Here is a 21,711-nt window from a genome sequence, read left to right on the forward strand (position 1 = left end):
TGTGCCACCGGTCCGCCGGGAAACCGCAAGGCGTGCACCCCCGCATCGAGGACTACGCCCTCATCGGCGACGAGCAGACCGCCGCCCTGGTCGGCATGGACGGTTCCGTCGACTGGCTGTGCCTGCCCCGCTTCGACTCCGGGGCCTGCTTCGCCCGCCTCCTCGGCAGCGAGGAGAACGGCCACTGGCGCATCGCCCCACAGGGCGTGACGGACGCCTGCACCCGGCGCGGCTACCGGCCCGACACGCTCGTCCTGGACACCGAGTGGGAGACCGCCGACGGCGCGATCCGGGTCACCGACCTGATGCCGCAGCGCGATCAGGCCCCCGACGTGGTGCGCGTCGTCGAGGGGCTGCGCGGCCGGGTCACCGTCCACAGCACGCTGCGGCTGCGCTTCGACTACGGCTGGGTCGTGCCGTGGATGCGCCGCGCCGACGGGCACCACGTGGCGGTCGCCGGACCCGACGCGGTGTGGTTCCGCAGCGAACCGGGCGTGCGCACCTGGGGCGAGGACTTCACCACGCACTCCGAGTTCACCCTCGCCGAGGGCGAGTCGGTCGCCTTCGTGCTCACCTGGCACCCCTCGCACGAGTCCCGCCCGACGCTCGTCGATCCGTACGAGGCGCTCGCCACCAGCGTCGACGACTGGCGGCGCTGGTCCGCCCGCTGCCGCTACACCGGCCCCCACCGGGACGCCGTGGTCCGCTCCCTGATCACGCTCAAGGCCCTCACCTTCCAGCCGACCGGCGGCATCGTGGCGGCGCTCACCACCTCCCTGCCCGAGGAACCGGGCGGCGTGCGCAACTGGGACTACCGCTTCTGCTGGCTGCGCGATTCGACCCTCACGCTCGGCGCGCTCCTCGCGGCCGGGTACGACGAGGAGGCCGAGGCATGGCGCAACTGGCTGCTGCGCGCCGTCGCGGGTGACCCCGCGGACCTGCAGATCATGTACGGGCTGTCCGGCGAGCGGCGGCTGCCCGAGTGCGAGCTGCCCTGGCTCGCCGGCTACGAGGGCTCCACGCCCGTGCGCATCGGCAACGGCGCCGTGCAGCAGCTCCAGCTGGACGTCTACGGCGAGGTGATGGACTCCCTGTCGCTGGCCCGGACCTCCGGCATGTCGCCCCGGCCGCACATGTGGTCCCTGCAGTGCGCGCTGATGAACTGGCTGAGCGACAACTGGCGGCAGCCCGACGAGGGGCTGTGGGAGGTGCGCGGCGGCCGGCGGCAGTTCGTGCACTCCAAGGTCATGGTGTGGGTCGCCGCCGACCGGGCCGTCCGCGCGCTGGAGGCGTACCCGGAGCTCAGCGGCGACCTCGACGGCTGGCGGGCCCTGCGCGACGAGGTGCACCGAGAGGTGTGCGAGAAGGGCTACGACCCTCGGCGCAACACGTTCACCCAGTACTACGGCTCGGCCGACCTCGACGCCGCCCTGCTGCTCGTCCCGCGCGTCGGCTTCCTGCCGCCGGACGACCCGCGGGTGGTCGGCACGGTCGACGCGATCCGCGCGGAGCTCGGACACGACGGCCTGCTGCGCCGCTACAGCACCGAGGGCGCGACCGTCGACGGTCTGCCGGGTGACGAGGGCGCCTTTCTGGCCTGCTCGTTCTGGCTCGCCGACGCCCTGCACCTGACGGGCCGCACGAAGGAGGCGCGGGAGCTGTTCGAACGGCTCGTGGGCCTGGCCAACGACGTGGGGCTGCTGGCGGAGGAGTACGACCCGGTCGCCGGCCGGCACCTCGGCAACTTTCCGCAGGCGTTCAGTCACATCGGCCTGGTCAACACCGCCCTCGCCCTGTTCGACGGCGAGGAGGCAGGATAGGAGCCATGGATCTTGGACTGAAGGACCGGGTGTACGTCGTCACCGGAGCCACCCGCGGACTCGGCAACGCCGCCGCGCGCGAGCTCGTCGCGGACGGCGCGAAGGTCGTCCTCACCGGACGGGACGAGAAGCGCGTCGCCGAAGCGGCGGCCGAACTGGGGCCGAACGCCCTCGGCGTCGCCGTGGACAACGCCGACCCCGGCGCGGCGGCCCGGCTGATCGCGGCGGCACGGGACGCCTTCGGCGGGTTCGACGGGGTGCTGGTGAGCGTGGGCGGCCCGCCGCCCGGGTTCGTCGCCGACAACACGGACGAGCAGTGGCAGAGCGCCTTCGAGTCGGTGTTCCTCGGCGCGGTCCGGCTGGCCCGGGCGGCCGCCGCCGAGCTGGAGGCGGGCGGGGTCGTCGGGTTCGTGCTGTCGGGCTCGGTGCACGAGCCGATTCCCGGGCTGACCATCTCCAACGGCCTGCGGCCCGGGCTCGCCGGGTTCGCCAAGTCGCTCGCCGACGAGCTGGGGCCGCGCGGGATCCGGGTGGTGGGCCTGCTGCCGGCGCGCATCGACACCGACCGGGTGCGGGAGCTGGACGGACTGTCGGCCGACCCCGAAGCGACCCGGGCCGCGAACGAGTCGCGGATTCCGCTGCGGCGCTACGGCCTGCCGGAGGAGTTCGGCCGGACGGCCGCGTTCCTGCTGTCACCGGCCGCCTCCTACCTCACCGGGATCATGGTGCCCGTCGACGGCGGCATGCGACACGGATTCTGACCGGCGGGCACCACCGCACCCACCGGGTCGGGGCCCACGGCCCGCCCGCACACCCACGCCCACCGACGGCCCACGGGCCCGCCCGGAACGGGCAAGCCGGGCCCGAGGAAGCCCACCGCCACACCGCCACCCGGTCGAGCAGGCCCCGGGCGAACCGTCCCCGCCTGTCACGGCCCCCACGTCCGCAGGGCACACGGTCCGTCGACGGGCAGGGGAGGTGGGCGGGGCGCCGCAGGTCATCGGCGCGCTTGGGCGGGCCCGTCCGGGTCACGGGCCCAGGGGCGGGCGAAGCGCCGCAGATCGCCGGCACGGGCGGCCGGGCGAAACACCGCCCGTCAACGGCGCAGGAGGTCCGGCGGAGCGCCACACGGCGCCGGCTTGCGTGGGCCGGCCGGCCCTCACCCGGGTCACGGCCCGGGGCAGGCGAAGCGCCGCAGGCATCGGCGCGCGTGGGCGGGCGGAGCGCCACACGGCGCCGGCTTGCGTGGGCCGGCCGGCCCACGCAGGTCGCCGGCCCAGGGCGGGCGATCAGGGGTGGGTGGGGCGGTGGTCGTGGCGTGGGTCAGGTGACCCGCTCCGACTTGTGTTTGGCTGCCGTCAGACGGACCTCGGCCGGCAGTGCCCGCAACGCCGCCGAGTCCCGCGCATGCGCCAGCGCGCGGGCGCTGAGGTCGTCCAGGACGGTCACGGGCTCCGCGTGCGGCTCCAGCAGCAGATTCACCCGGGCCTCGGGAGCCTCGCTCCGCCCGGTCAGCCGGACGTGTGCCCGGCCGACCCCGTCCAGCCGGGACGCCTCGCCCGTCAGCACCCCTTCCAGGGCGTGGCCCCGCAGCAGCGCTCCCGCGCCGTCCCCGGTGTCGACGAGGACCTCGGCGAGCCGCCGGCGGTGCAGGACCGCGCTCAGCCACCACAGCGCGAGCAGGACGAGAACGGCCAGGACGGCGATGACCGTCGGCCACCACCACGCCTCGCCGCGCCAGCGGGTGCGTTCGGCGACGCTGAGCAGCGCGTCGTGCGGGCCGTCGTGCAGCCACCAGGAGGGCGGGGGCGCGCCGAGCCCCACGGCCAGCACCGCGCCGCCGACGGCGAGGAGCACCAGTCCGACGAGGGCGAGGAGCACACGGTTGACGGTCCCGGCCATCGCCCTCACCCCTTCTTCCCGGCCCGGCGCACATGGACCGAGAGCGCGAGCGGCCGGACCAGTCCCAGGCCGCTGACCGCTTCGGCGAGGACGGATTCCAGGTCGGCTCGGACGTCGTCCAGATCACGGAAGTGGGAGACGACGGACACCTCGGCTCTGCGGCGGCCCGCGTGTGCCCGCGCCGACCGCACGCCGGCGACCTCCATGGCCCGGTCGCGCAGCACCAGGGCGGCGGTGGCCCGGTGGAGGCCGGCGCGCACGTCGGGGCGGGGGCGGCGCATCGGCAGCATCTGCCGGATCCCCGGCGTGACGGCCAGGAGGATCAGCCACAGGCCGAGCGCGGCCGCGACGCCGGCGCCGACGAGCACCCACGGGTCGTCGAGGGGGCGTTCGGCGAGCTGGTGGGCGAGTTCGCGCCGCCAGGCCATGGCGGGCCGGTGGGCACGGACGGCGACCACGTCGTAGAGGAACACGCCCGCGACCGCGGCCAGCAGGACCGCGACGACGGCGGCGGGGACGCGGCGCGCCGACCAGAACCGGTGGTCGGCGGGGCGCCCGTCGTCGGGGCCGGCCCCCTGGCCTGGTGGGGCGGCGTCCTCGGCGTCCTTCTCCAGGACGGGCGCTCCGCCCTGCTGCAAGCCTCCGGGCTCGCTCATCGCGTCCTCCCGTGCACCGAGTCGGGGTCGGGCGCCAGGTGGAGCCGTTCGACCTGGACGGCGACCTCGGGAACCGTCATTCCCGCCAATGCGCCTACCCGCTCGGTGACATGCCGACGCACGGCGCGGCAGCGGGCGCCGAGGTCGCTCGGATAGTCGAGTTCGAGGTGCACATGGACGTGCGCGGCGTCGACGGGGCCTGCGCCGCCCGAGCCGGAGTGCGCGTGCGGGCGCACGACGACGGTGGCGTGCGGACGGCCGGCCCCGGGCGGCAGCGGGCCCACCGCCTCCCGCGCGGCCTGGGCGGCGATCTTCGCCACGACCCGGTCGGCGATACGGGTCGCGCCGCGTCCGCCCGGAGGGACGGCGGCGGCGCGGCGTGCGCCGAACGTGTCGCCGGCTTCGCTTCCCCCGGTCACAGCGCTCACCGGCGCCGGTCGTCGCGGGTGCGGAAGAAGTCGCCGAGTTCCAGGTCCCCTTCCAGGAACCGGCCGACGACGAACCCGACGGCGCCCAGCGCCGCCACCAGCAGAAAGGCCCCGAACCCGCCGAAGTACCCGGCGAAGCCCAGTGCCATGCCGGCGATCATGCCGACCACGGCCATGCTCAAGGTGCTCTCCCCTCGGCGGGCCGGTCACCCGGTCCGTCTGCGTCTCACTGGATCCGGGGCTCCGGCTCCTCGTCCTCTTCGTCGGGCAGTTTGACGTCGCTCACGGCGATGTTGACCTCGACGACCTCCAGGCCCGTCATCCGCTCCACCGCCGCGATCACGTTCTCCCGCACGGCCTGGGAGACGTCGGCGATGGCCACGCCGTAGTCGACGACGATCTCGAGGTCGAGCGCCGTCTGCACCTCGCCGACCTCGGCCTTGACACCGCGGGAGACCGACTTGGAGCCGCCGGGCACCCGGTCGCGCACGGCGCCGAAGGTACGGCTGATGCCGCTGCCCATGGTGTGGACGCCGAGGACGTCCCGGGCCGCGAGGCCGGCGATCTTCTCCACGACTCCGTCGGCGATCGTGGTCCGCCCACGGGTCGCCGGGGCCCCGCCGCCGCGCCGGGCCGCCTTGCGGGTCTGCAGCGGCTCGGTCCCGCCGTCGGGGGTCTGCGTACGGATCTGCTCCGTTGGCTCGCTCATCGCCGTACGTCCTTACGTCCGGTTCGTTTCGTCGTCCCTTTTGACCACGGTAAGCGCGGTTGCCCGACCTCGCCCCGGGGATGCGGCAGGCTGGAGCAATGACGGCGGACGGATGGACGGGCGCGGTGCGGCGCCGGCTGGGCCTCGGCAGGCTGCTTCCCCTCGGCGGGCCGCGGGACGGCGCATGGCTCACCGAGGCGGCCGCGGAGGCGGTGCTGCGCCGGGCGGCGCGGGACGTCGCGGGGGTTCGGCTGGGAGTGCTGCGGCTGGGGCTCGCCGATCCGGACGGGCCGTTCGAGTCCGCCGCCGTGCCGGCTCCGCCGAGCGCGCTGCCGCCGGGGCCCCTGCGGGTGACCGCGGAGTGCGCGGCGTCGGCGTCCGAGCCTCTGCCGACGACGACGACACGGTTGCGGAGCGCCCTGGCGGCGACTGCCGCGCAGCATCTCGGTCTGGTGGTCACGGAGGTCGACCTGCGGGTGACGGAGCTGCTCGGCACGGAAGCGGAGGTGGACGTGAAGGCGGATGTGGAGGCCGTCACGGAGACGGGCACGGAACCGGATGTCCGGGCGGGCGCGGAACCGGATGTCCGGGCGGGCGCGGGCGCGCCGCCGGCCGTGGGGTCGCGCGGGAGCACGGGGACCGGGGAGGAGCCCGGTCGGCCGCCCCTGCCGGGCGTTCCGGCAGACGACGAGGCGCTCGCGGCAGCGGCTGCCCTCGCGGTGCCGGGAGTGACCGGCACGAGCGGCGTCCTCGGGCGGGCGGTCCGGCTCGAGGAGCGCCACGACACGACGGCGGCCCTGCCGCGGCGCCACGTCCAGCTGGAGATCACGACGGCCGCGGCCCACCGCACGCTGGACGTGGCCCTCGCGGTGCGCGCCGCGGTGTCGGCGGCCCTGCCGGACCGTCCGACGGTCACCGTGCTGGTGACGGCGGTCGGCTGAGGGCGGCCGGCCGGCGCCCGTCCGCCCCGGCAGACGCCGGCCGGACGGGGCGACGGTTCGCACGGAGCGCCGGAACGGCGGCCTCAGCCGGTGTTCACTCCCCGAGGCCGGCCATGTCGCGCAGACGGCGGGCCTGGGCGGCGCGTTCGGCGGCTCGCTGGGCGTCGTACGTGCGCTCGCCGGCGCCGCGCAGCAGCGCCTTGGTCTCGATGACGGCCTCGCGGGGCGCGGAGAGGATCGCCGTGGCCAGTTCGCGGACCGTGGCGTCGAGGTCCTGCACGGGAACGGCGATGTTGGCGAGCCCGGTGCTCACCGCCTCCTCGGCGTGCACGAAGCGGCCGGTCAGGCAGATCTCGACCGCCCGGCCGTACCCGACGAGGGAGACGAGGGGGTGCGTGCCCGTCAGGTCCGGCACCAGGCCGAGGCTGGTCTCGCGCATGGCGAACTGCACGTCGTCGGCGACGACGCGCAGGTCACAGGCGAGGGCCAGCTGGAAGCCCGCTCCGATGGCGTGGCCCTGGACGGCGGCGATGGACACGACGTCGTTGCGCCGCCACCAGGTGAAGCCCTCCTGGAACCCGGCGATGGCGGCGTCGAGTTCGGCGTCCCCACTGCGCGCGAGTTCGATGAAGGACAGCTCGCCCTCGATCCCCTCGGGCGTGAACATCTGCCGGTCGAGCCCGGCGGAGAAGGACTGGCCCTCGCCGCGCAGCACGACCACGCGGACGGAGCCCGGCAGCAGTCGCCCGGCCTCCGTGAGCGCCCGCCACATGGCGGGGCTCTGCGCGTTGCGCTTGGCCGGGTTGGCCAGCGTCACCGTGGCGAGCGAGTCGTCGACGGTGAGCCGTACGCCGTCCTGGTCGAGCAGGGGAACGAGTTCCTGGTCGGGCGTGGCCATGAGGCGCCTCCGATGGGTGCGGTCAGCTAGCGGTCAGCTAAGTGACTGCACAGTAACCACCCGGCCGGTCTGAGATTCTCCCGGGCCCCTCACAGGACCCGGAAGGACGCCGGCCGGGTGACCACCGTCGAAGCCTATGTGCCGCCCCCGGTCAGGACGAGGCGGCCTTCTTGCCTCGAGTCGCCCCGCCACGCCCACGGAGCGTGACGCCCGACTCACTGAGCATCCGGTGCACGAAGCCATACGAGCGGCCGGTCTCCTCGGCCAGCGCCCGGATGCTCGCACCGGAGTCGTACTTTCTCTTCAGGTCTGCCGCGAGCTTGTCGCGCGCGGCGCCGGTCACCCGGCTGCCCTTCTTCAGAGTCTCGGCCACCCGTGCCTCCTCATGGGAAGTGCGCTCTGGTCTCCTCATGATCACCCCTCAGCGGCCCGATGGCCACCCATTCGGCAAGGTCCGTGCGACAGGGTTTTGACGACGGGAGCGCGTGCCCACAAACGGAACCTGTGATTCCAGCCGACGGCGTTCGTACGGCCGAACGGGTTGGTCCGCGAAAGAGCAGGTCAGAGACGCACGACGGCCGACCCCTCGTCCGTGGAGGGATCGGCCGTGAAATGGATGTAGGACACACCTCGATACGAGGAGATCTCACACAGATGATGGATCACCGGTAGGCCGAATGATCCAGACGGATGATCCACCGGGCGGGATCACCCGACGGCCCGGTGTTTTCCGCCGTCGGTCGCTGGTCGGGGATCCTCGATCGGCGGTCGTCGGTCGCCCGTCAGGCCAGGGCGACCAGGTCCGCGTAGTCGGCGCCCCACAGGTCCTCGACGCCGTCGGGCAGCAGGATGATCCGCTCGGGCTGCAGCGCCTCCACCGCGCCCTCGTCGTGGGTGACGAGGACGACCGCGCCCTTGTAGGTGCGCAGCGCCCCGAGGATCTCCTCGCGGCTGGCCGGGTCGAGGTTGTTGGTGGGCTCGTCGAGCAGCAGCACGTTGGCGGAGGAGACGACCAGGGTCGCGAGGGCCAACCGGGTCTTCTCACCGCCGGAGAGCACGCCTGCGGGCTTGTCGACGTCGTCGCCGGAGAACAGGAACGAGCCGAGCGTCTTGCGGACGTCGACCAGGTCCAGGTCGGGGGCGGCGGAGCGCATGTTCTCCAGGACCGTGCGCTGCGGGTCGAGCGTCTCGTGCTCCTGCGCGTAGTAGCCGAGCTTGAGGCCGTGACCGGCGACCACCTGGCCCGTGTCGGGCTTCTCGGCGCCGCCGAGCAGCCGCAGCAGGGTGGTCTTGCCGGCGCCGTTCAGACCGAGGATGACGACGCGCGAGCCCTTGTCGATGGCCAGGTCGACGTCGGTGAAGATCTCCAGCGAGCCGTAGGACTTCGACAGGCCCTCGGCCATCAGGGGCGTCTTGCCGCAGGGCGCCGGCTCGGGGAAGCGGAGCTTGGCGACCTTGTCGGAGGCGCGCACCGCCTCCAGACCGGAGAGCAGCTTGTCGGCGCGGCGGGCCATGTTCTGCGCGGCGACCGTCTTGGTGGCCTTGGCGCGCATCTTGTCGGCCTGCGAGTGCAGTGCGGCGGCCTTCTTCTCGGCGTTCTGCCGCTCCCGCTTGCGGCGCTTCTCGTCGGACTCGCGCTGCTGCTGGTAGAGCCGCCAGCCCATGTTGTAGACGTCGATCTGGGAGCGGTTGGCGTCCAGGTAGAACACCTTGTTGACGACCGTCTCGACCAGGTCGACGTCGTGGCTGATGACGATGAAGCCGCCGCGGTAGGTCTTGAGGTAGTCGCGCAGCCAGACGATCGAGTCGGCGTCGAGGTGGTTGGTCGGCTCGTCGAGCAGCAGCGTGTCCGCGTCGGAGAACAGGATGCGCGCCAGCTCCACGCGGCGGCGCTGACCGCCGGAGAGCGTGTGCAGGGGCTGGCCGAGCACCCGGTCGGGCAGGTTCAGCGCGGCGGCGATGGTGGCGGCCTCGGCCTCGGCGGCGTATCCGCCCTTGGTGAGGAACTCCGTCTCCTGGCGCTCGTACTGGCGCATCGCCTTGTCGCGGGTGGCGCCCGAGCCGTTGGCGATCCGCTGTTCGTTCTCGCGCATCTTGCGGATCAGGACGTCGAGCCCGCGCGCGGAGAGGATGCGGTCGCGGGCGAGGACGTCGAGGTCGCCCGTGCGGGGGTCCTGCGGGAGGTAGCCGACCTCTCCGGAACGGGTGACGGTGCCGCCCGCCGGGATGCCCTCGCCGGCCAGGACCTTGGTCAGCGTCGTCTTGCCGGCGCCGTTGCGCCCGACCAGACCGATGCGGTCGCCCTTGGCCACGCGGAAGGAGGCGTTCTCGATGAGGATGCGGGCGCCGGCGCGCAGCTCGATGCCGGAGGCGGAGATCACGGACAGACTCCAGTGCGGGGTCGTTGGCGGGATGGGCGGCTGAGGACGTTCCCGCCGTCTAATGCGCGAGGAGAATGGCCATGGGGCCAGTCTAACGGGACCGTGCAAGCACTTTTTCTGCGTTCAGGTGTTCGATCTTCGCGGGAGGCGTCGCCGCGGGGCGTTGTCGGTGGTGGCTGCCAGACTGGGCGGCGGGGACGAATCCGGCACCGGGCACAAGGGAGTGATCGGCATGGCAGGCACGAACGGCGGGCGCCCGAGCGTCTTCCCGACGGTGTTGTACGCCGACGCGAAGGCCGCGATCCGGCAGCTCACACAGGCCCTGGGCTTCACCGAACTGTCCGTGTACGAGGGCGAGGACGGCACGGTCCTGCACGCCGAGCTGGTGCAGGGCAACGGCGCGGTGATGCTCGGCTCGAAGGGCCGCGGCGGCGTCTTCGACGCGGCGATGGGGGAAGCGGGCCCGGCCGGCGTCTACGTCGTGGTGGACGACGTGGACGCCCACCACCGGCGGGCCGCGGAACACGGCGCGGAGATCCTGATGCCCCCGACCGACCAGGACTACGGATCGCGCGACTACATGGCCCGCGACCTCGAGGGCAACGTCTGGAGCTTCGGCACGTACGCGCCCGAGACGCAGGGCTGAGCGCCGGCGAGCCGCCGCGCGCGGTCGGCCGGCGCCCCCGCGGCCGCCCGTCCCGCGGTCAGCTGCCGCCGGTGTGCACCTGGAAGGCGGCCCGGCGGACCGCCTTGGCCAGCGCCGGATCGGGGTGCGCGGCGGCCAGCGCCACCAGCACCTGCACGGTGCGCGGGTGCCCGACGGCCCGTACCTCGGTCAGCAGCGCGGGCACGGTCGGCTGCAGCGCGGACTCCAGATGGCGCACCAGCATGGGCGCCTCCCCGTGGTCGGCGACGGCCGCGGCGGTGTCGACCCACAGCCAGGTGGCCTCCTCCCGGGTGAGCACCTCGTGGGCGTCCTCCGGGTCGACGCCGTCGTGCTCGGCGAGCCACAGCAGGGCGTACGGCCGCAGGGCCGGCTCCTCGACGACCGCGCGGACGTCCGGCTCGGCGGGGGCGCCGACCACGCGCAGGGCCTCGAAGGCGAGGCCGCGCAGCAGGGCGTCGTCGCCGCGGGCGGCCAGCAGCAGTTCGCTGACGGCGCTGCCGACGGTCCGGGCGGCGAGCCAGGCGCGGTACTCGGCGCGGGCCGCGTTCGGCCGGAGCTGGGCGCAGCCGCGGAGCATGCCCTCGGCCGACTGCTCGATGTTGCCGGCGGGGCTCTGCGCGGCGACGCAGATCTGCTCCAGCTTGACCCAGACCGCCCAGCTGCCCAGCGGCGTCAGGGTGGCCTGCCCGCCGCCGCAGGTGAGCGCTCCCACCGCGGCGAGGGCGTGCAGCGCCCAGTCGAGGAGGGGGGCGAGCTCGGCGTCCTGGGCGGGCTCCGCCGGGTCGGCGTCGACGGGGACCGGGGCGAGCGGGGCGGCGGGTTCGGACCCGGCGCCGTAGGGCACCTCGCAGCGCTCGGTGCGCAGTTCGGTGACGCGCTGGCGCAGCAGGTCCAGGAGCTGTTCCACGGGGACGGGCCCGGCGGACAGCTGGAGGAAGGAGAGCACCTGCGGCATGGCCGAGACGACCTCGGCGACGGCGGCGGGCTCCTGCTCCTCGGGTTCCGGCGAGGCGAGCGACCAGGCGTCGAACAGGGCGACCCAGCCGCGCAGGACGGCGCTGTCGTCGCGGTCCCAGGCGCGCAGCCGCCAGCCGGGGCGTGCGCTGTCCCCGTGCACCTCGACGAGGCCCGCAAGGCGGGCGGTGTCCCAGTCGGCGCGGATCCGATCGGTCGTCAGACCCAGATCGGAAGCCGCCCGTTCGGCGGTCGTCTCCGAGAGAGTGGCCTTGCCGTCTGCCGTCGCCGCGTCGCGGCCCGGGCCGAGGGCGTTGTCGGCCCAACGGGCCACACGGGCCGCGGCGGCCAGTCCGGAGCGCGCCATTCTGGCCAGCTCCGCGGGCGCCGGAGTGCCCTCCGGCGGGCGGGGTGCGGGGCGGCGCGGGCGCCGCTCGTTCACAGCTGAGGGGGCGGCGGCCAGGGGTCGCGGGCGGACGAGTCGAAGCCTGGAGTCGCGCGGGATACGGGACGTCACGGGTGCAGTCTTCCGGTTGACGGTCCGAAAACCCAAACGGAATGGCTCGGCGGGCCCGCGGACCGCCCTGCGCACGGGGTGCCGCGGGAGCCCGCGGGACGCCTTCAGGCCAGTGGTACGGGGTTGAACGGAACGAGCGGTCCCGCCCCGGCCGGCCCCCGCCGCGACCGCGCCGGCGCACCGCTTCGGCGGCGTCCTGCGCCGCTCCCGTCACAGACCGGACGGGACCGAACTCGCGGCGAGGGCCCGGGTGCGGCACCCGGCGTGCCGCGATGCGGGCGGGGTCGGACCAGGCGTCCCTCGGGGTGTCCGCGCCGGACGGGCGCGCGGTGGCCTCCTCGGCGTCCGCCGGCTTGCCCAGCGCCTCGCCGGAGGGCGTCCGCGCGGTCGTCGCCGAGGCTCCGAGCGCGCACCGGGGACGCGGGCGGGGCGGGCGGGCCCCGGGGCGCCGGCGGAGGGGACGCCGGGTGGGCGGGTCACATCAGCGGGGTCAGGAAACGGCGGAGGGTCTCCTCGTAGGCGCGGGGGTCCGGGTTCCACATGGCGCCGTGCGGGGCGTGCGGGACGGTGTGCAGGGCGACCAGGTCGGGGCGGCGGTCGGCGAGCCGGCGGCTGTCGGCCCAGGGGGCGACGGTGTCGTCGGGTCCGTGGAAGACCAGGGTCGGGACCCGCAGCCGCGCCGGGCGGCCGTCCGCGCCGCCGGGGCCGCCCGCCATGCCGGTGCGGCCCTCGGCGGCGCGGACGGCGAGCGGCAGGAGGGCGGCCGGCGTGTGCCGGGCGGCGGCGAGGGCGCGCACCGTGGTCCGCCAGTCGAGGACCGGTGAGTCCAGCACGAGTCCCGAGACCAGGTCGCGCAGACCGGAGTGGGCGGCGGCGCGCAGGGCCATGGCGGCGCCCGTGGACCAGCCGAGCAGGACGACGCTCCGGGCGCCGTAGCGCACGGCGTACCGCATCGCCGCGTCCAGGTCCCGCCACTCGGTCGCGCCCAGGTGGTTGAGGCCGTCCGGGGAACGGGGCGCGCCGAGGTCGCCGCGGTAGGCGAGGGCGAGCACGGGGAGGCGGGCGCCGTGCAGGAAGCCGATGAGGTTGAGGGCGTGTTCCCGGGTGGTCCCCAGACCGTGCACGGCGATCACCCAGGTGCTGCGGGCTCCGGGCACGAACCAGGCGGGCAGGTTGCCCAGTTCGCCGGGCACGTCGACGTCGGCGTGGTCGAGGCCGAGGGCGGTGCCGGGGTCGCCGACGTGCAGGTTCGGGGTGAGCCAGACCGCGTCGCCGGCGTCCAGGGAGCCGTGGGTGACGCGTTCCAGCCGGCGTACGACGGTGTCGGCGGAGTGCGGCGCGTCCGGCAGGACCGGGCCGACGACGGCGTGGGAGCCGTTGCCGGAGAGGCCGTAGGCGCCGGGGCGCAGGGCCGCGAGGTCGCGCGTGAGGGTGACCTGTCCGGCGGCCGTGCCGTGCACGGTGAGCCGGGGTTCGGTGGGCAGGGGCCGGCCGGGCGGCGCCTTCAACGCGGCGTCGCTGGCGAACCGGCCGGCGGCGACACCGGCGGCGCCGGCGGCCAGGGCTGCGGTGACGGCGGCGGCCGTCGCGGTGGCAGTGCGCACGAGCCCAGTGTCCCGGCCGAGGCGCGGACCGGCCAGCGGTGCGGGCGGCCGGGGTGACGCGTGCGGGAGCGCGCGGGCCGTCAGCCCGGCTGTCCGTAACCCCGCAGGCGCTCCCCCACCTGCGCGACCTGTTCCTCCGTCAGGAGTGCGGGCGTGCGGCCGGGCACCGAGGAGGCGGTCAGCCACAGGCGGCACATCCACTCCAGCTGGGCCGTGCGGTCGTACGCCTGGTCGAGGCCGGTGCCGTGGGTCAGGGTGCCGTGGTTGCGCAGCAGGCAGCCGGACCGTCCCTCCAGGGCCCGGAGCGTGTGCGCGGCCAGCTCGTCGGTGCCGTACGCGGCGTAGGGCGCGACGCGCACGGGTCCGCCGAGCGCGGCGGCCATGTAGTGGACGAGGGGGAGCTCGTCGACGAGGGTGGAGACCGCCGTGGCGTGCACGGCGTGGGTGTGCACGATCGCCCCGGCGTCGGTGGCCCGGTAGACGGCCAGGTGCATGGGCAGTTCGCTGGTGGGGACGAGGGCCCCGAGGACCTGCCGGCCGGTGAGGTCGACACCCGTGACGTCGTGCGGGGCGAGCCGGTCGTAGGGCACGCCGGACGGGGTCACGAGCACGGTGTCGCCGACGCGCACCGAGACGTTGCCCGAGGTGCCGACGACCAGCCCTTCGGCGACCGTTCGGCGGGCGGCCGCCACCAGCTCCGCCCAGGCCCGCGCCTCCTCGGGGGAGGCCTGCCGCCCCCGCCGCCGGACGTCCGGACGCTCGCCTCGATGCTCAGCCATGCCGCGATCCTGCCAGGCGCTCCCGGGGGCCGGCGCCCCGCGCGCGAGCGATACCGCAACCGCGTCATCCGGACACCGTGACGCCCGCCTCAGTTCATCTTCCGTTCACCCAGGTTGCCTACGGTCAATCAGCCAATGACTTCGAACGATTGCCTGGGTAAATGGAAAACTTCTCGCTGATCCTCGCGATTGTGGTGGTAACCGCACTTGCGTTTGATTTCACGAACGGTTTTCACGACACCGCCAACGCGATGGCCACGACCATCTCGACCGGTGCACTCAAGCCCAAGGTCGCGGTGGCCATGTCCGCCGTGCTGAACCTTGTGGGAGCCTTCCTCTCGGTGGAGGTCGCCAACACGATCTCCAAAGGTCTCGTCGACGAGACCGGCATCCGTCCCGAGGTCATCTTCGCCGCCCTGGTCGGCGCGATCCTCTGGAATCTGCTGACCTGGCTGGTGGGTCTGCCCTCCAGCTCCTCGCACGCCCTCATGGGCGGTCTGATCGGCGCCACCATCGCCTCGGCCGGCACGGGCGCGGTGCACGGCGACGTGCTGGTCACCAAGGTGCTGCTGCCGGCGGTCGCCGCCCCGATCGTCGCGGGCGTCGCGGCGATGCTCGCCACCCGCCTGTCCTACACGCTGGGCCGCAAGGCCGACGGCAAGGCGGCGGACAAGGGCTATCGCGCGGGCCAGATCGCCTCGGCCGGTCTGGTCTCCCTCGCCCACGGCACCAACGACGCCCAGAAGACGATGGGCATCATCACCCTGGCGCTGGTCGCCGGCGGCGCCGTGGCCCCCGACTCCGACCCGCCCACCTGGGTCATCCTCTCGGCCGGTCTGGCCATCGCACTCGGCACCTACCTCGGCGGCTGGCGCATCATCCGCACGATGGGCAAGGGGCTGACCGACCTCCAGCCGCAGCAGGGTTTCGCGGCCCAGACCAGTGCCGCGACCGTCATCCTGGCCTCCTCGCACCTCGGCTTCTCGCTCTCCACCACGCATTCGGTCTCCGGTGCGGTGATGGGCGCGGGGCTGGGCCGCAAGGGCGGCGTGGTCCGGTGGTCGACGGCGACCCGCATGTTCGTCGCCTGGGGTCTGACCCTGCCGGCCGCGGCCCTGGTCGGCGCGCTCGCCGAGTCGGTCACCGGGCTCGGCGACTGGGGCACGGCGGTGGTCGCCGTCTTCCTGATCGCCTCCAGCGCGGCCATCTGGAAGATCTCCCGGCGTGAGGTCGTCGACGCGTCGAACGTCAACGAGTCCGAGGAGCCGGCCGGTGTGATCACCACGGCCATCGCCATGGTCGCGCCGCCGCCCACGGGCACGCCGGCCGAGGACGTCACGACGGACCTGACGGCGACCATCCCGGCGCCTGCCGCGCCGACCGCCCCCGCCGCTCCCCCGGCCGCGGCCGTCTGAGCCCGCGCCACCGGAACGAAGGAAGAGAACCGGCATGAAGATCGACTGGGCAGCCCTGGGCTCCGTGTTCGGCGTCAGCCTCGTGGTCACCGTGGGCCTCGTCGCCCTGTTCACCCTCGGAGTCATGGGCCTGTCGCGCAGGGAACGCGCGACGGCCGAGGGCGGTTCGGCCGCCCTCGCGGTGACGGGCGCGTACGCGTGCTTCGCCGCCTGCGCGGCGGCGGTGGCCTACGGCATCTCGCTGATCGTGGTCTGACGCGTCGCGGCGAACGTCCGACGGACCGTCCTCGACGGTCGACGGTCGTGGACCTCTGCGGGGTGCGGGACGGATCGCCGTCCCGCACCCCGTTCGCGTACCTCCGTCCGCGCACCCTCGTCCGCGCATCCCCGTCCGCGCACCCCGTTCCCGTCCGCGCGCTCCGCGCCCCGTTCCCGGACCCCGCAGGCCCCGCCGTGTGGGGTTCTGCACATCCTCCCCCCGCAGGTCAACAGCAAGTTGACGGCCCTTCCGGGCCCGTGGTGGACTGCCCGGGCCATGTACGGCGGCAGAAGAGGAAGCCGGTGCGAGTCCGGCGCGGTCCCGCCACTGTCACCGGGGAGGAAACCCCCCGGGAGCCAGGAACTCTCGCCGCCGGTCTCGTCGAACCAGGGCGCGGACACCCTGAGTGAGGACCTCTGCCATGTGCGGCTGCCGACCGAGCGTCACCACCGAGCCGATCCCCGCCCCCACAGCCGGCTGACCCGATGGGTGCCGAGCGCGTCCACGCGTACGGCGCCGCCGCCGGCCTGCTCGGCGACCTGCTCCTCGGCGACCCCCGCCGCGGGCATCCGGTCGCCGTGTTCGGGCGGGCCGCGGGCGCCGTCGAACGGCTGCTGTGGCGGGACCACCGGGCATGGGGCGCCCTGCACACCGTGGTGTGCGCGGGCGGCGCCGTCGCCCTGGGGGCCGCCGCCTCGCGGGGTGTGCGCCGCTCCCCCGCCGCCTCCGTCGCCCTGACCGCCGCCGCCACCTGGGCCGTCGTCGGGGGCAGTTCGCTCGTCCGCGAGGCCCGCGCGATCGGGCGGGCCCTGGAGGCGGGGGACGTCGAGGCGGCCCGCGAACGGCTGCCGCATCTGTGCGGGCGGGATCCGCAGGCGCTGGACGCCGACGGGATCGCCCGGGCCGTCGTGGAGTCCGTCGCCGAGAACACCTCCGACGCCGTCGTCGGGGCGCTGGTGTGGGGCGCCGTGGGCGGCGTGCCGGGACTGGCCGGGTTCCGGGCCGTCAACACCCTTGACGCGATGGTCGGTCACCGCTCGCCGAGGTACCTGCGCTTCGGCTGGGCCGCCGCCCGGCTCGACGACCTCGCCGGGTGGCCGGGGGCGCGGCTGACGGCCGTGCTGGCCGCCGCGGCGGGGGACGACCCGCGCGGCGCGCTGCGCGCGTGGCGTGCCGACGCCCACCGTCACCCGAGCCCCAACGCGGGCCCCGTGGAGGCGTCTTTTGCGGGCGCGCTCGGCCTGCGGCTGGGCGGGACCCTGTCCTACGGCGGGCGGGTCGAGCACCGGCCGGTGCTCAACGGGGCGGCCGGACGGGCCGTCGCCGTGCACGACATCGAACGCGCCGCGCGGCTCTCCCGCCGCGTCGGTCTGCTCGCGCTCGGCGTCACCGTCGCCGCGCGCCTGGTCGCGAAGGGACGTCAGTCATGAGCGGAGGGCTCCTCGTCGCCGGCACGACCTCCGACGCCGGCAAGAGCGTCGTCACCGCGGGGATCTGCCGGTGGCTGGTGCGACAGGGCGTCAAGGTCGCCCCGTTCAAGGCGCAGAACATGTCCCTCAACTCGTTCGTGACGCGGGAGGGCGCCGAGATCGGACGGGCGCAGGCCATGCAGGCGCAGGCCTGCCGGGTGGAGCCGACCGCGCTGATGAACCCGGTGCTGCTCAAGCCGGGCGGGGAACGCAGCAGCCAGGTCGTGCTGTTGGGCCGGCCGGTGGGCGAGATGAGCGCCCGCGGCTATCACGGAGGGCGGCAGCAAAGACTCCTCGGCACCGTTGTCGACTGTCTCGCCGAGTTGCGGGGCACGTATGACGCGGTGATCTGTGAGGGGGCGGGCAGTCCCGCCGAGATCAACCTGCGGCGGACCGACATCGTGAACATGGGGATCGCGCGCAGCGCGCGGCTGCCCGTGCTCGTCGTCGGCGACATCGACCGCGGCGGGGTCTTCGCGTCGTTCTTCGGCACCGTGGCCCTGCTGTCGCCCGAGGACCAGGAACTGGTCGCCGGGTTCCTCGTCAACAAGTTCCGGGGGGACGTCTCCCTGCTGGAGCCGGGTCTGGACATGCTGCACGGGCTCACCGGGCGGCGGACGTACGGGGTGCTGCCGTTCCGGCACGGGCTCGGGATCGACGAGGAGGACGGGCTGCGGGTCTCGCTGCGGGGAACCGTGCGGGAGTCGAACACCGCCCCGCCGGTCGGCGAGGACGTGCTGCGGGTCGCCGTCTGCGCGGTCCCGCTGATGTCCAACTTCACCGACGTGGACGCGCTGGCCGCCGAGCCCGGCGTCGTCGTGCGGTTCGTCGACCGGCCCGAGGAACTGGCCGACGCCGACCTGGTCGTCGTGCCGGGGACCCGGGGCACCGTGCGGGCGCTCCAGTGGCTGCGCGAGCGCGGGCTGGCCGACGCGCTGGTGCGCAGGGCCGCCGAGCAGCGGCCCGTCCTCGGCGTCTGCGGGGGCTACCAGATCCTCGGCGCGCGGATCGAGGACGACGTCGAGAGCCGGCTCGGCCGGGTCGACGGGCTCGGACTGCTCCCCGTGCGGGTGCGGTTCGCCCCGGAGAAGACCCTCACCCGCCCGGTGGGCGAAGCCCTCGGCGAGTCCGTCGAGGGGTACGAGATCCATCACGGGGTGGCCACCGTGGACGGCGGCGAGGCGTTCCTGCGCGACGACCGCGGAAACCCCCTGGACGGCTGCCGGGTCGGGCAGGTGTGGGGCACGCACTGGCACGGCTCACTGGAGTCGGACGGGTTCCGGCGTGCCTTCCTGCGCGAGGTGGCCGCGGCCGCGGGCCGGCGTTTCGTGCCCGCTCCCGACACCTCGTTCGCCGCACTGCGCGAGGAGCAGCTGGACCGGCTCGGCGACCTGATCGAGGAGCACGCGGACACCGACGCGCTCTGGCGGCTGATCGAGTCGGGCGCGCCGCGGGGGCTGCCGTTCGTTCCCCCAGGAGCGCCCGCATGAGCGCCCGGTCCGGCACCCGGTCGGGCACCCGCACGATCGCCGGGCCTTCGCCGTCGGCCGGCGGCGTCCCGTTCACCGGGGAGTCCGGCCCCCGGGCCCGGCGCGGCACCAGCGAACGGCCGCGGGACGTCCGTCCCGCGCCGGAGGGCGAGTTGGAAGGCAACGAGAAGTGAGTACTCCTTTCCCGTTCACGGCCGTCGTCGGCCAGGACGACCTGCGGCTCGCGCTGCTGCTGAACGCCGTGTCGCCGGCGGTGGGCGGTGTGCTGGTGCGCGGCGAGAAGGGCACGGCCAAGTCGACGGCGGTAAGGGCGCTGTCGGCGCTCATGCCGGCCCTGGAGGCGGTGACCGGCTGCCGGTTCTCCTGCGACCCGGCCTCGCCCGACCCCGGCTGCCCGGACGGACCGCACGAGCCGGGGGCGTCCGAGACGCGCCCGGCGCGGATGGTGGAGCTGCCGGTCGGCGCCTCCGAGGACCGGCTGGTGGGCGCGCTGGACATCGAACGGGCGCTGGCGGAGGGCGTGAAGGCCTTCGAGCCGGGGCTCCTCGCCGACGCGCACCGGGGCATCCTCTACGTCGACGAGGTCAACCTCCTCCACGACCATCTGGTCGACCTGCTGCTGGACGCGGCCGCGATGGGCGCCTCGTACGTCGAGCGCGAGGGCGTCTCCGTACGGCACGCGGCACGGTTCCTGCTCGTCGGCACCATGAACCCCGAGGAGGGCGAGCTGCGGCCGCAGTTGCTCGACCGGTTCGGGCTGACGGTGGAGGTGGCGGCCTCGCGCGAGCCCGACCAGCGGGTGGAGGTGGTGCGGCGGCGGCTCGCGCACGACGACGACCCCGAGGCGTTCGCCGCGCGCTGGGCCGACGAGGAGGCCGCCGTGCGCGGCCGGATCGCGGCCGCGCGCGAACTGCTGCCCTCGGTGCGGCTGGGCGACGCGGCGCTGCGGCAGATCGCGGCGACCTGTGCCGCGTTCGAGGTGGACGGCATGCGCGCCGACATCGTCATGGCGCGCACGGCGACGGCGCTGGCCGCGTGGGCCGGACGGACCGACGTGCTCGCGGAGGACGTACGGCAGGCGGCGCTGCTCGCGCTGCCGCACCGCAGGCGGCGCAACCCCTTCGACGCGCCCGGCCTCGACGAGGACAAGCTCGACGAGACGCTGGAGGAGTTCGGCGGCTCGGACGAGGAGGACCCCGACCCCGGTCCGGAGGGCCCCGAGGGCGGCCCCGACGGCGGTCCCGAGGGCGGCCCCGACGGCGGGGGCGGCCTGCCTCCGCAGTCCGGCGACACGGCCCACGACACGGCGGGCGACGCCGCCGTGCCGCCGCAGGGCGACGCGCCGCCGCAGCCGGGCGGCCCGGGCTCCGGGGAGCAGTCCCCCGTGCGGGCCGCCGAGCCCTTCCGCACGAAGACGCTGAGCGTGCCCGGCATCGGCGAGGGCGCCGCCGGGCGGCGGTCGCGGGCACGCACCGAGCACGGCCGGACCACGGGCGCGCGGCGCCCCCGGGGCGCCCTGACCAAGCTGCATCTGGCGGCGACGGTGCACGCGGCCGCCCCGCACCAGCGGGCCCGGGGACGGTCCGGGCCGGGGCTGGTGGTGCGGCGCGACGATCTGCGGCAGGCGGTCCGGGAGGGGCGCGAGGGGAACCTCGTGCTGTTCGTGGTGGACGCCTCGGGATCGATGGCGGCCCGGCAGCGGATGGGCGCGGTCAAGGGCGCGGTGCTCTCGCTGCTGCTCGACGCGTACCAGCGGCGGGACAAGGTCGGACTCGTCACCTTCCGGGGTGCGGGCGCGGACGTCGCGCTGCCGCCCACCTCGTCGGTGGACGCGGCCGCCGTGCGCCTGGAGTCGCTGCCCACCGGCGGGCGCACGCCGCTGGCCGCCGGGCTGCTGCGGGCGCACGACGTGCTGCGCGTGGAGCGGCTGCGGGATCCGGCACGGCGGGCGCTGGTCGTCGTGGTGACGGACGGACGGGCGACCGGGGGCCCGGAGCCGGTCGCGACGGCCGGGCGGGCGGCCCGGCTGTTCGCCGCCGAGGGCGTGGCGAGCGTGGTCGTGGACTGCGAGTCGGGGCCGGTACGGCTCGGGCTCGCCGGGGAGCTCGCCGCGGAGCTGGGGGGAACCGCCGTCACGCTGGACGAGCTGCGGGCGGACTCCATCGCGGGACTGGTGAAGAACGTGCAGGGGACTTCGAGGAGGGCCGCTTAATGCCGCAGGGACAGCCGAGTGTCGTGCCGGACGACGGACTGACGACGCGTCAGCGCCGCAACCGGGCGCTCGTCATGGTGCACACGGGCGTCGGCAAGGGGAAGTCGACCGCCGCCTTCGGGCTCGCACTGCGGGCCTGGAACCAGGGGTGGCCGATCGGGGTGTTCCAGTTCGTCAAGTCGGCGAAGTGGAAGGTCGGCGAGGAGAACGCGCTGCGGGTGCTGGGGGCGTCCGGGCAGGGCGGCTCCGTCGACTGGCACAAGATGGGCGAGGGCTGGTCGTGGGTGCAGCGCGACCTCCAGGGGGACAACTCCAGCAACGAGGAGAAGGCCCGCGAGGGCTGGGAGCAGGTCAAGCGGGACCTCGCCGCCGAGGCGTACAAGCTGTACGTGCTCGACGAGTTCGCCTACCCGCTGCACTGGGGGTGGATCGACGTCGACGAGGTGATCTCGGTGCTGCGGGAGAGGCCCGGGACGCAGCACGTCGTCATCACCGGCCGCAACGCGCCCGGGAAGCTCGTGGACTTCGCCGACCTGGTCACCGACATGTCCAAGGTCAAGCACCCGATGGACGCGGGGCAGAAGGGGCAGAGGGGCATCGAGTGGTGACG

At 74.8% G+C, this 21,711-nt stretch carries 22 protein-coding genes and 1 riboswitch; of the genes, 11 read left to right on the top strand and 11 right to left on the bottom strand.

Annotated features, from left to right (window positions below; genetic code table 11):
- The first annotated feature begins 32 nt into the window (after nt 1–32).
- Together ACH4ZA_RS27075 and ACH4ZA_RS27080 are read left to right on the top strand one after the other, a co-directional pair.
- Entirely contained in the window at nt 33–1,820 is a 1,788-nt protein-coding gene (locus ACH4ZA_RS27075) for a glycoside hydrolase family 15 protein (RefSeq protein WP_398432069.1), read from the top strand.
- Nucleotides 1,821–1,825: 5 nt separating this feature from the next.
- Nucleotides 1,826–2,581 (top strand): SDR family oxidoreductase, encoded by a 756-nt coding sequence (locus tag ACH4ZA_RS27080; RefSeq protein WP_319281633.1) that lies wholly within the window; start codon nt 1,826–1,828, stop codon nt 2,579–2,581.
- Between the two features lie 562 nt (nt 2,582–3,143).
- Here the strand turns inward: ACH4ZA_RS27080 and amaP are convergent.
- Genes amaP through ACH4ZA_RS27105 form a run of 5 tightly spaced genes read right to left on the bottom strand, consistent with a single transcriptional unit; the run spans nt 3,144 to nt 5,515 of the window.
- Complete coding sequence (gene amaP, locus ACH4ZA_RS27085) at nt 3,144–3,722, bottom strand: alkaline shock response membrane anchor protein AmaP (protein ID WP_319281634.1); 579 nt, start codon at nt 3,720–3,722, stop codon at nt 3,144–3,146.
- Between the two features lie 5 nt (nt 3,723–3,727).
- Nucleotides 3,728–4,378, bottom strand: coding sequence for a DUF6286 domain-containing protein (locus ACH4ZA_RS27090; RefSeq protein ID WP_319281635.1), 651 nt, complete (start codon nt 4,376–4,378; stop codon nt 3,728–3,730).
- Nucleotides 4,375–4,806 carry a hypothetical protein gene (locus tag ACH4ZA_RS27095; RefSeq protein ID WP_398432070.1) on the bottom strand — a complete coding sequence of 144 codons (432 nt, stop codon included), beginning with the start codon at nt 4,804–4,806 and terminating at the stop codon, nt 4,375–4,377. The genes ACH4ZA_RS27090 and ACH4ZA_RS27095 overlap by 4 nt, the downstream gene beginning before the upstream one ends.
- Nucleotides 4,803–4,988 (bottom strand): hypothetical protein, encoded by a 186-nt coding sequence (locus ACH4ZA_RS27100; protein ID WP_062649848.1) that lies wholly within the window; start codon nt 4,986–4,988, stop codon nt 4,803–4,805. Before ACH4ZA_RS27100 ends, ACH4ZA_RS27095 begins: the two co-directional genes overlap by 4 nt.
- A 44-nt stretch (nt 4,989–5,032) precedes the next feature.
- The gene (locus ACH4ZA_RS27105; protein WP_319281640.1) at nt 5,033–5,515 is read right to left on the bottom strand and encodes an Asp23/Gls24 family envelope stress response protein; all 483 of its coding nucleotides are present in this window, start codon (nt 5,513–5,515) and stop codon (nt 5,033–5,035) included.
- Between the two features lie 98 nt (nt 5,516–5,613).
- On the opposite strand from ACH4ZA_RS27105, the gene ACH4ZA_RS27110 reads away from it, so the two are divergent.
- Nucleotides 5,614–6,456 carry a nucleopolyhedrovirus P10 family protein gene (locus ACH4ZA_RS27110; RefSeq protein ID WP_398432072.1) on the top strand — a complete coding sequence of 281 codons (843 nt, stop codon included), beginning with the start codon at nt 5,614–5,616 and terminating at the stop codon, nt 6,454–6,456.
- A gap of 94 nt (nt 6,457–6,550) precedes the next feature.
- Here the strand turns inward: ACH4ZA_RS27110 and ACH4ZA_RS27115 are convergent, their stop codons facing one another.
- The 3 genes from ACH4ZA_RS27115 to ACH4ZA_RS27125 all read right to left on the bottom strand — a co-directional run bounded on the left by ACH4ZA_RS27115 (nt 6,551) and on the right by ACH4ZA_RS27125 (nt 9,735).
- Nucleotides 6,551–7,354, bottom strand: coding sequence for an enoyl-CoA hydratase/isomerase family protein (locus ACH4ZA_RS27115; RefSeq protein ID WP_398432073.1), 804 nt, complete (start codon nt 7,352–7,354; stop codon nt 6,551–6,553).
- Nucleotides 7,355–7,505: 151 nt separating this feature from the next.
- Nucleotides 7,506–7,727: a helix-turn-helix domain-containing protein gene (locus ACH4ZA_RS27120; RefSeq protein ID WP_319281646.1), complete on the bottom strand. Its 222-nt coding sequence runs from the start codon at nt 7,725–7,727 to the stop codon at nt 7,506–7,508.
- A gap of 409 nt (nt 7,728–8,136) precedes the next feature.
- Nucleotides 8,137–9,735 (bottom strand): ABC-F family ATP-binding cassette domain-containing protein, encoded by a 1,599-nt coding sequence (locus ACH4ZA_RS27125; protein WP_319281648.1) that lies wholly within the window; start codon nt 9,733–9,735, stop codon nt 8,137–8,139.
- A 232-nt stretch (nt 9,736–9,967) separates the two neighbouring features.
- Between ACH4ZA_RS27125 and ACH4ZA_RS27130 the strand changes: the two genes are divergently transcribed.
- The gene (locus ACH4ZA_RS27130; protein WP_319281649.1) at nt 9,968–10,381 is read left to right on the top strand and encodes a VOC family protein; all 414 of its coding nucleotides are present in this window, start codon (nt 9,968–9,970) and stop codon (nt 10,379–10,381) included.
- A gap of 58 nt (nt 10,382–10,439) precedes the next feature.
- Here the strand turns inward: ACH4ZA_RS27130 and ACH4ZA_RS27135 are convergent, their stop codons facing one another.
- From ACH4ZA_RS27135 to ACH4ZA_RS27145, 3 genes are all read right to left on the bottom strand, one after another.
- Nucleotides 10,440–11,873, bottom strand: coding sequence for a hypothetical protein (locus tag ACH4ZA_RS27135; protein WP_398432074.1), 1,434 nt, complete (start codon nt 11,871–11,873; stop codon nt 10,440–10,442).
- A gap of 476 nt (nt 11,874–12,349) precedes the next feature.
- Entirely contained in the window at nt 12,350–13,477 is a 1,128-nt protein-coding gene (locus ACH4ZA_RS27140; protein ID WP_398432075.1) for an alpha/beta hydrolase family protein, read from the bottom strand.
- Between the two features lie 80 nt (nt 13,478–13,557).
- Nucleotides 13,558–14,256 (bottom strand): class II aldolase/adducin family protein, encoded by a 699-nt coding sequence (locus tag ACH4ZA_RS27145; RefSeq protein WP_319282232.1) that lies wholly within the window; start codon nt 14,254–14,256, stop codon nt 13,558–13,560.
- A 161-nt stretch (nt 14,257–14,417) separates the two neighbouring features.
- On the opposite strand from ACH4ZA_RS27145, the gene ACH4ZA_RS27150 reads away from it, so the two are divergent.
- The 7 genes from ACH4ZA_RS27150 (at nt 14,418) to cobO (ending at nt 21,709) form a co-directional block, all read left to right on the top strand.
- Nucleotides 14,418–15,671: an inorganic phosphate transporter gene (locus ACH4ZA_RS27150; RefSeq protein WP_319282234.1), complete on the top strand. Its 1,254-nt coding sequence runs from the start codon at nt 14,418–14,420 to the stop codon at nt 15,669–15,671.
- Nucleotides 15,672–15,705: 34 nt separating this feature from the next.
- Nucleotides 15,706–15,927 carry a hypothetical protein gene (locus ACH4ZA_RS27155; RefSeq protein ID WP_057581292.1) on the top strand — a complete coding sequence of 74 codons (222 nt, stop codon included), beginning with the start codon at nt 15,706–15,708 and terminating at the stop codon, nt 15,925–15,927.
- A 293-nt stretch (nt 15,928–16,220) separates the two neighbouring features.
- A riboswitch (cobalamin riboswitch) is annotated at nt 16,221–16,296 on the top strand.
- Nucleotides 16,297–16,415: 119 nt separating this feature from the next.
- On the top strand, nt 16,416–17,360 hold the full coding sequence (locus ACH4ZA_RS27160; RefSeq protein ID WP_398432076.1) for a cobalamin biosynthesis protein: 945 nt from the start codon (nt 16,416–16,418) through the stop codon (nt 17,358–17,360).
- Nucleotides 17,357–18,889, top strand: a complete 1,533-nt coding sequence (locus ACH4ZA_RS27165; RefSeq protein WP_398432077.1) for a cobyric acid synthase — start codon at nt 17,357–17,359, stop codon at nt 18,887–18,889. The genes ACH4ZA_RS27160 and ACH4ZA_RS27165 overlap by 4 nt, the downstream gene beginning before the upstream one ends.
- Entirely contained in the window at nt 18,886–19,062 is a 177-nt protein-coding gene (locus ACH4ZA_RS27170; RefSeq protein ID WP_398432078.1) for a hypothetical protein, read from the top strand. The genes ACH4ZA_RS27165 and ACH4ZA_RS27170 overlap by 4 nt, the downstream gene beginning before the upstream one ends.
- Entirely contained in the window at nt 19,059–21,101 is a 2,043-nt protein-coding gene (locus ACH4ZA_RS27175; RefSeq protein ID WP_319282243.1) for a putative cobaltochelatase, read from the top strand. The genes ACH4ZA_RS27170 and ACH4ZA_RS27175 overlap by 4 nt, the downstream gene beginning before the upstream one ends.
- Complete coding sequence (cobO, locus tag ACH4ZA_RS27180; RefSeq protein WP_319282245.1) at nt 21,101–21,709, top strand: cob(I)yrinic acid a,c-diamide adenosyltransferase; 609 nt, start codon at nt 21,101–21,103, stop codon at nt 21,707–21,709. Before ACH4ZA_RS27175 ends, cobO begins: the two co-directional genes overlap by 1 nt.
- The last annotated feature ends 2 nt before the right edge of the window (nt 21,710–21,711 follow it).

The organism is Streptomyces sp. NPDC020597 (assembly GCF_044335095.1).
Taxonomy (GTDB): Bacteria; Actinomycetota; Actinomycetes; order Streptomycetales; family Streptomycetaceae; genus Streptomyces.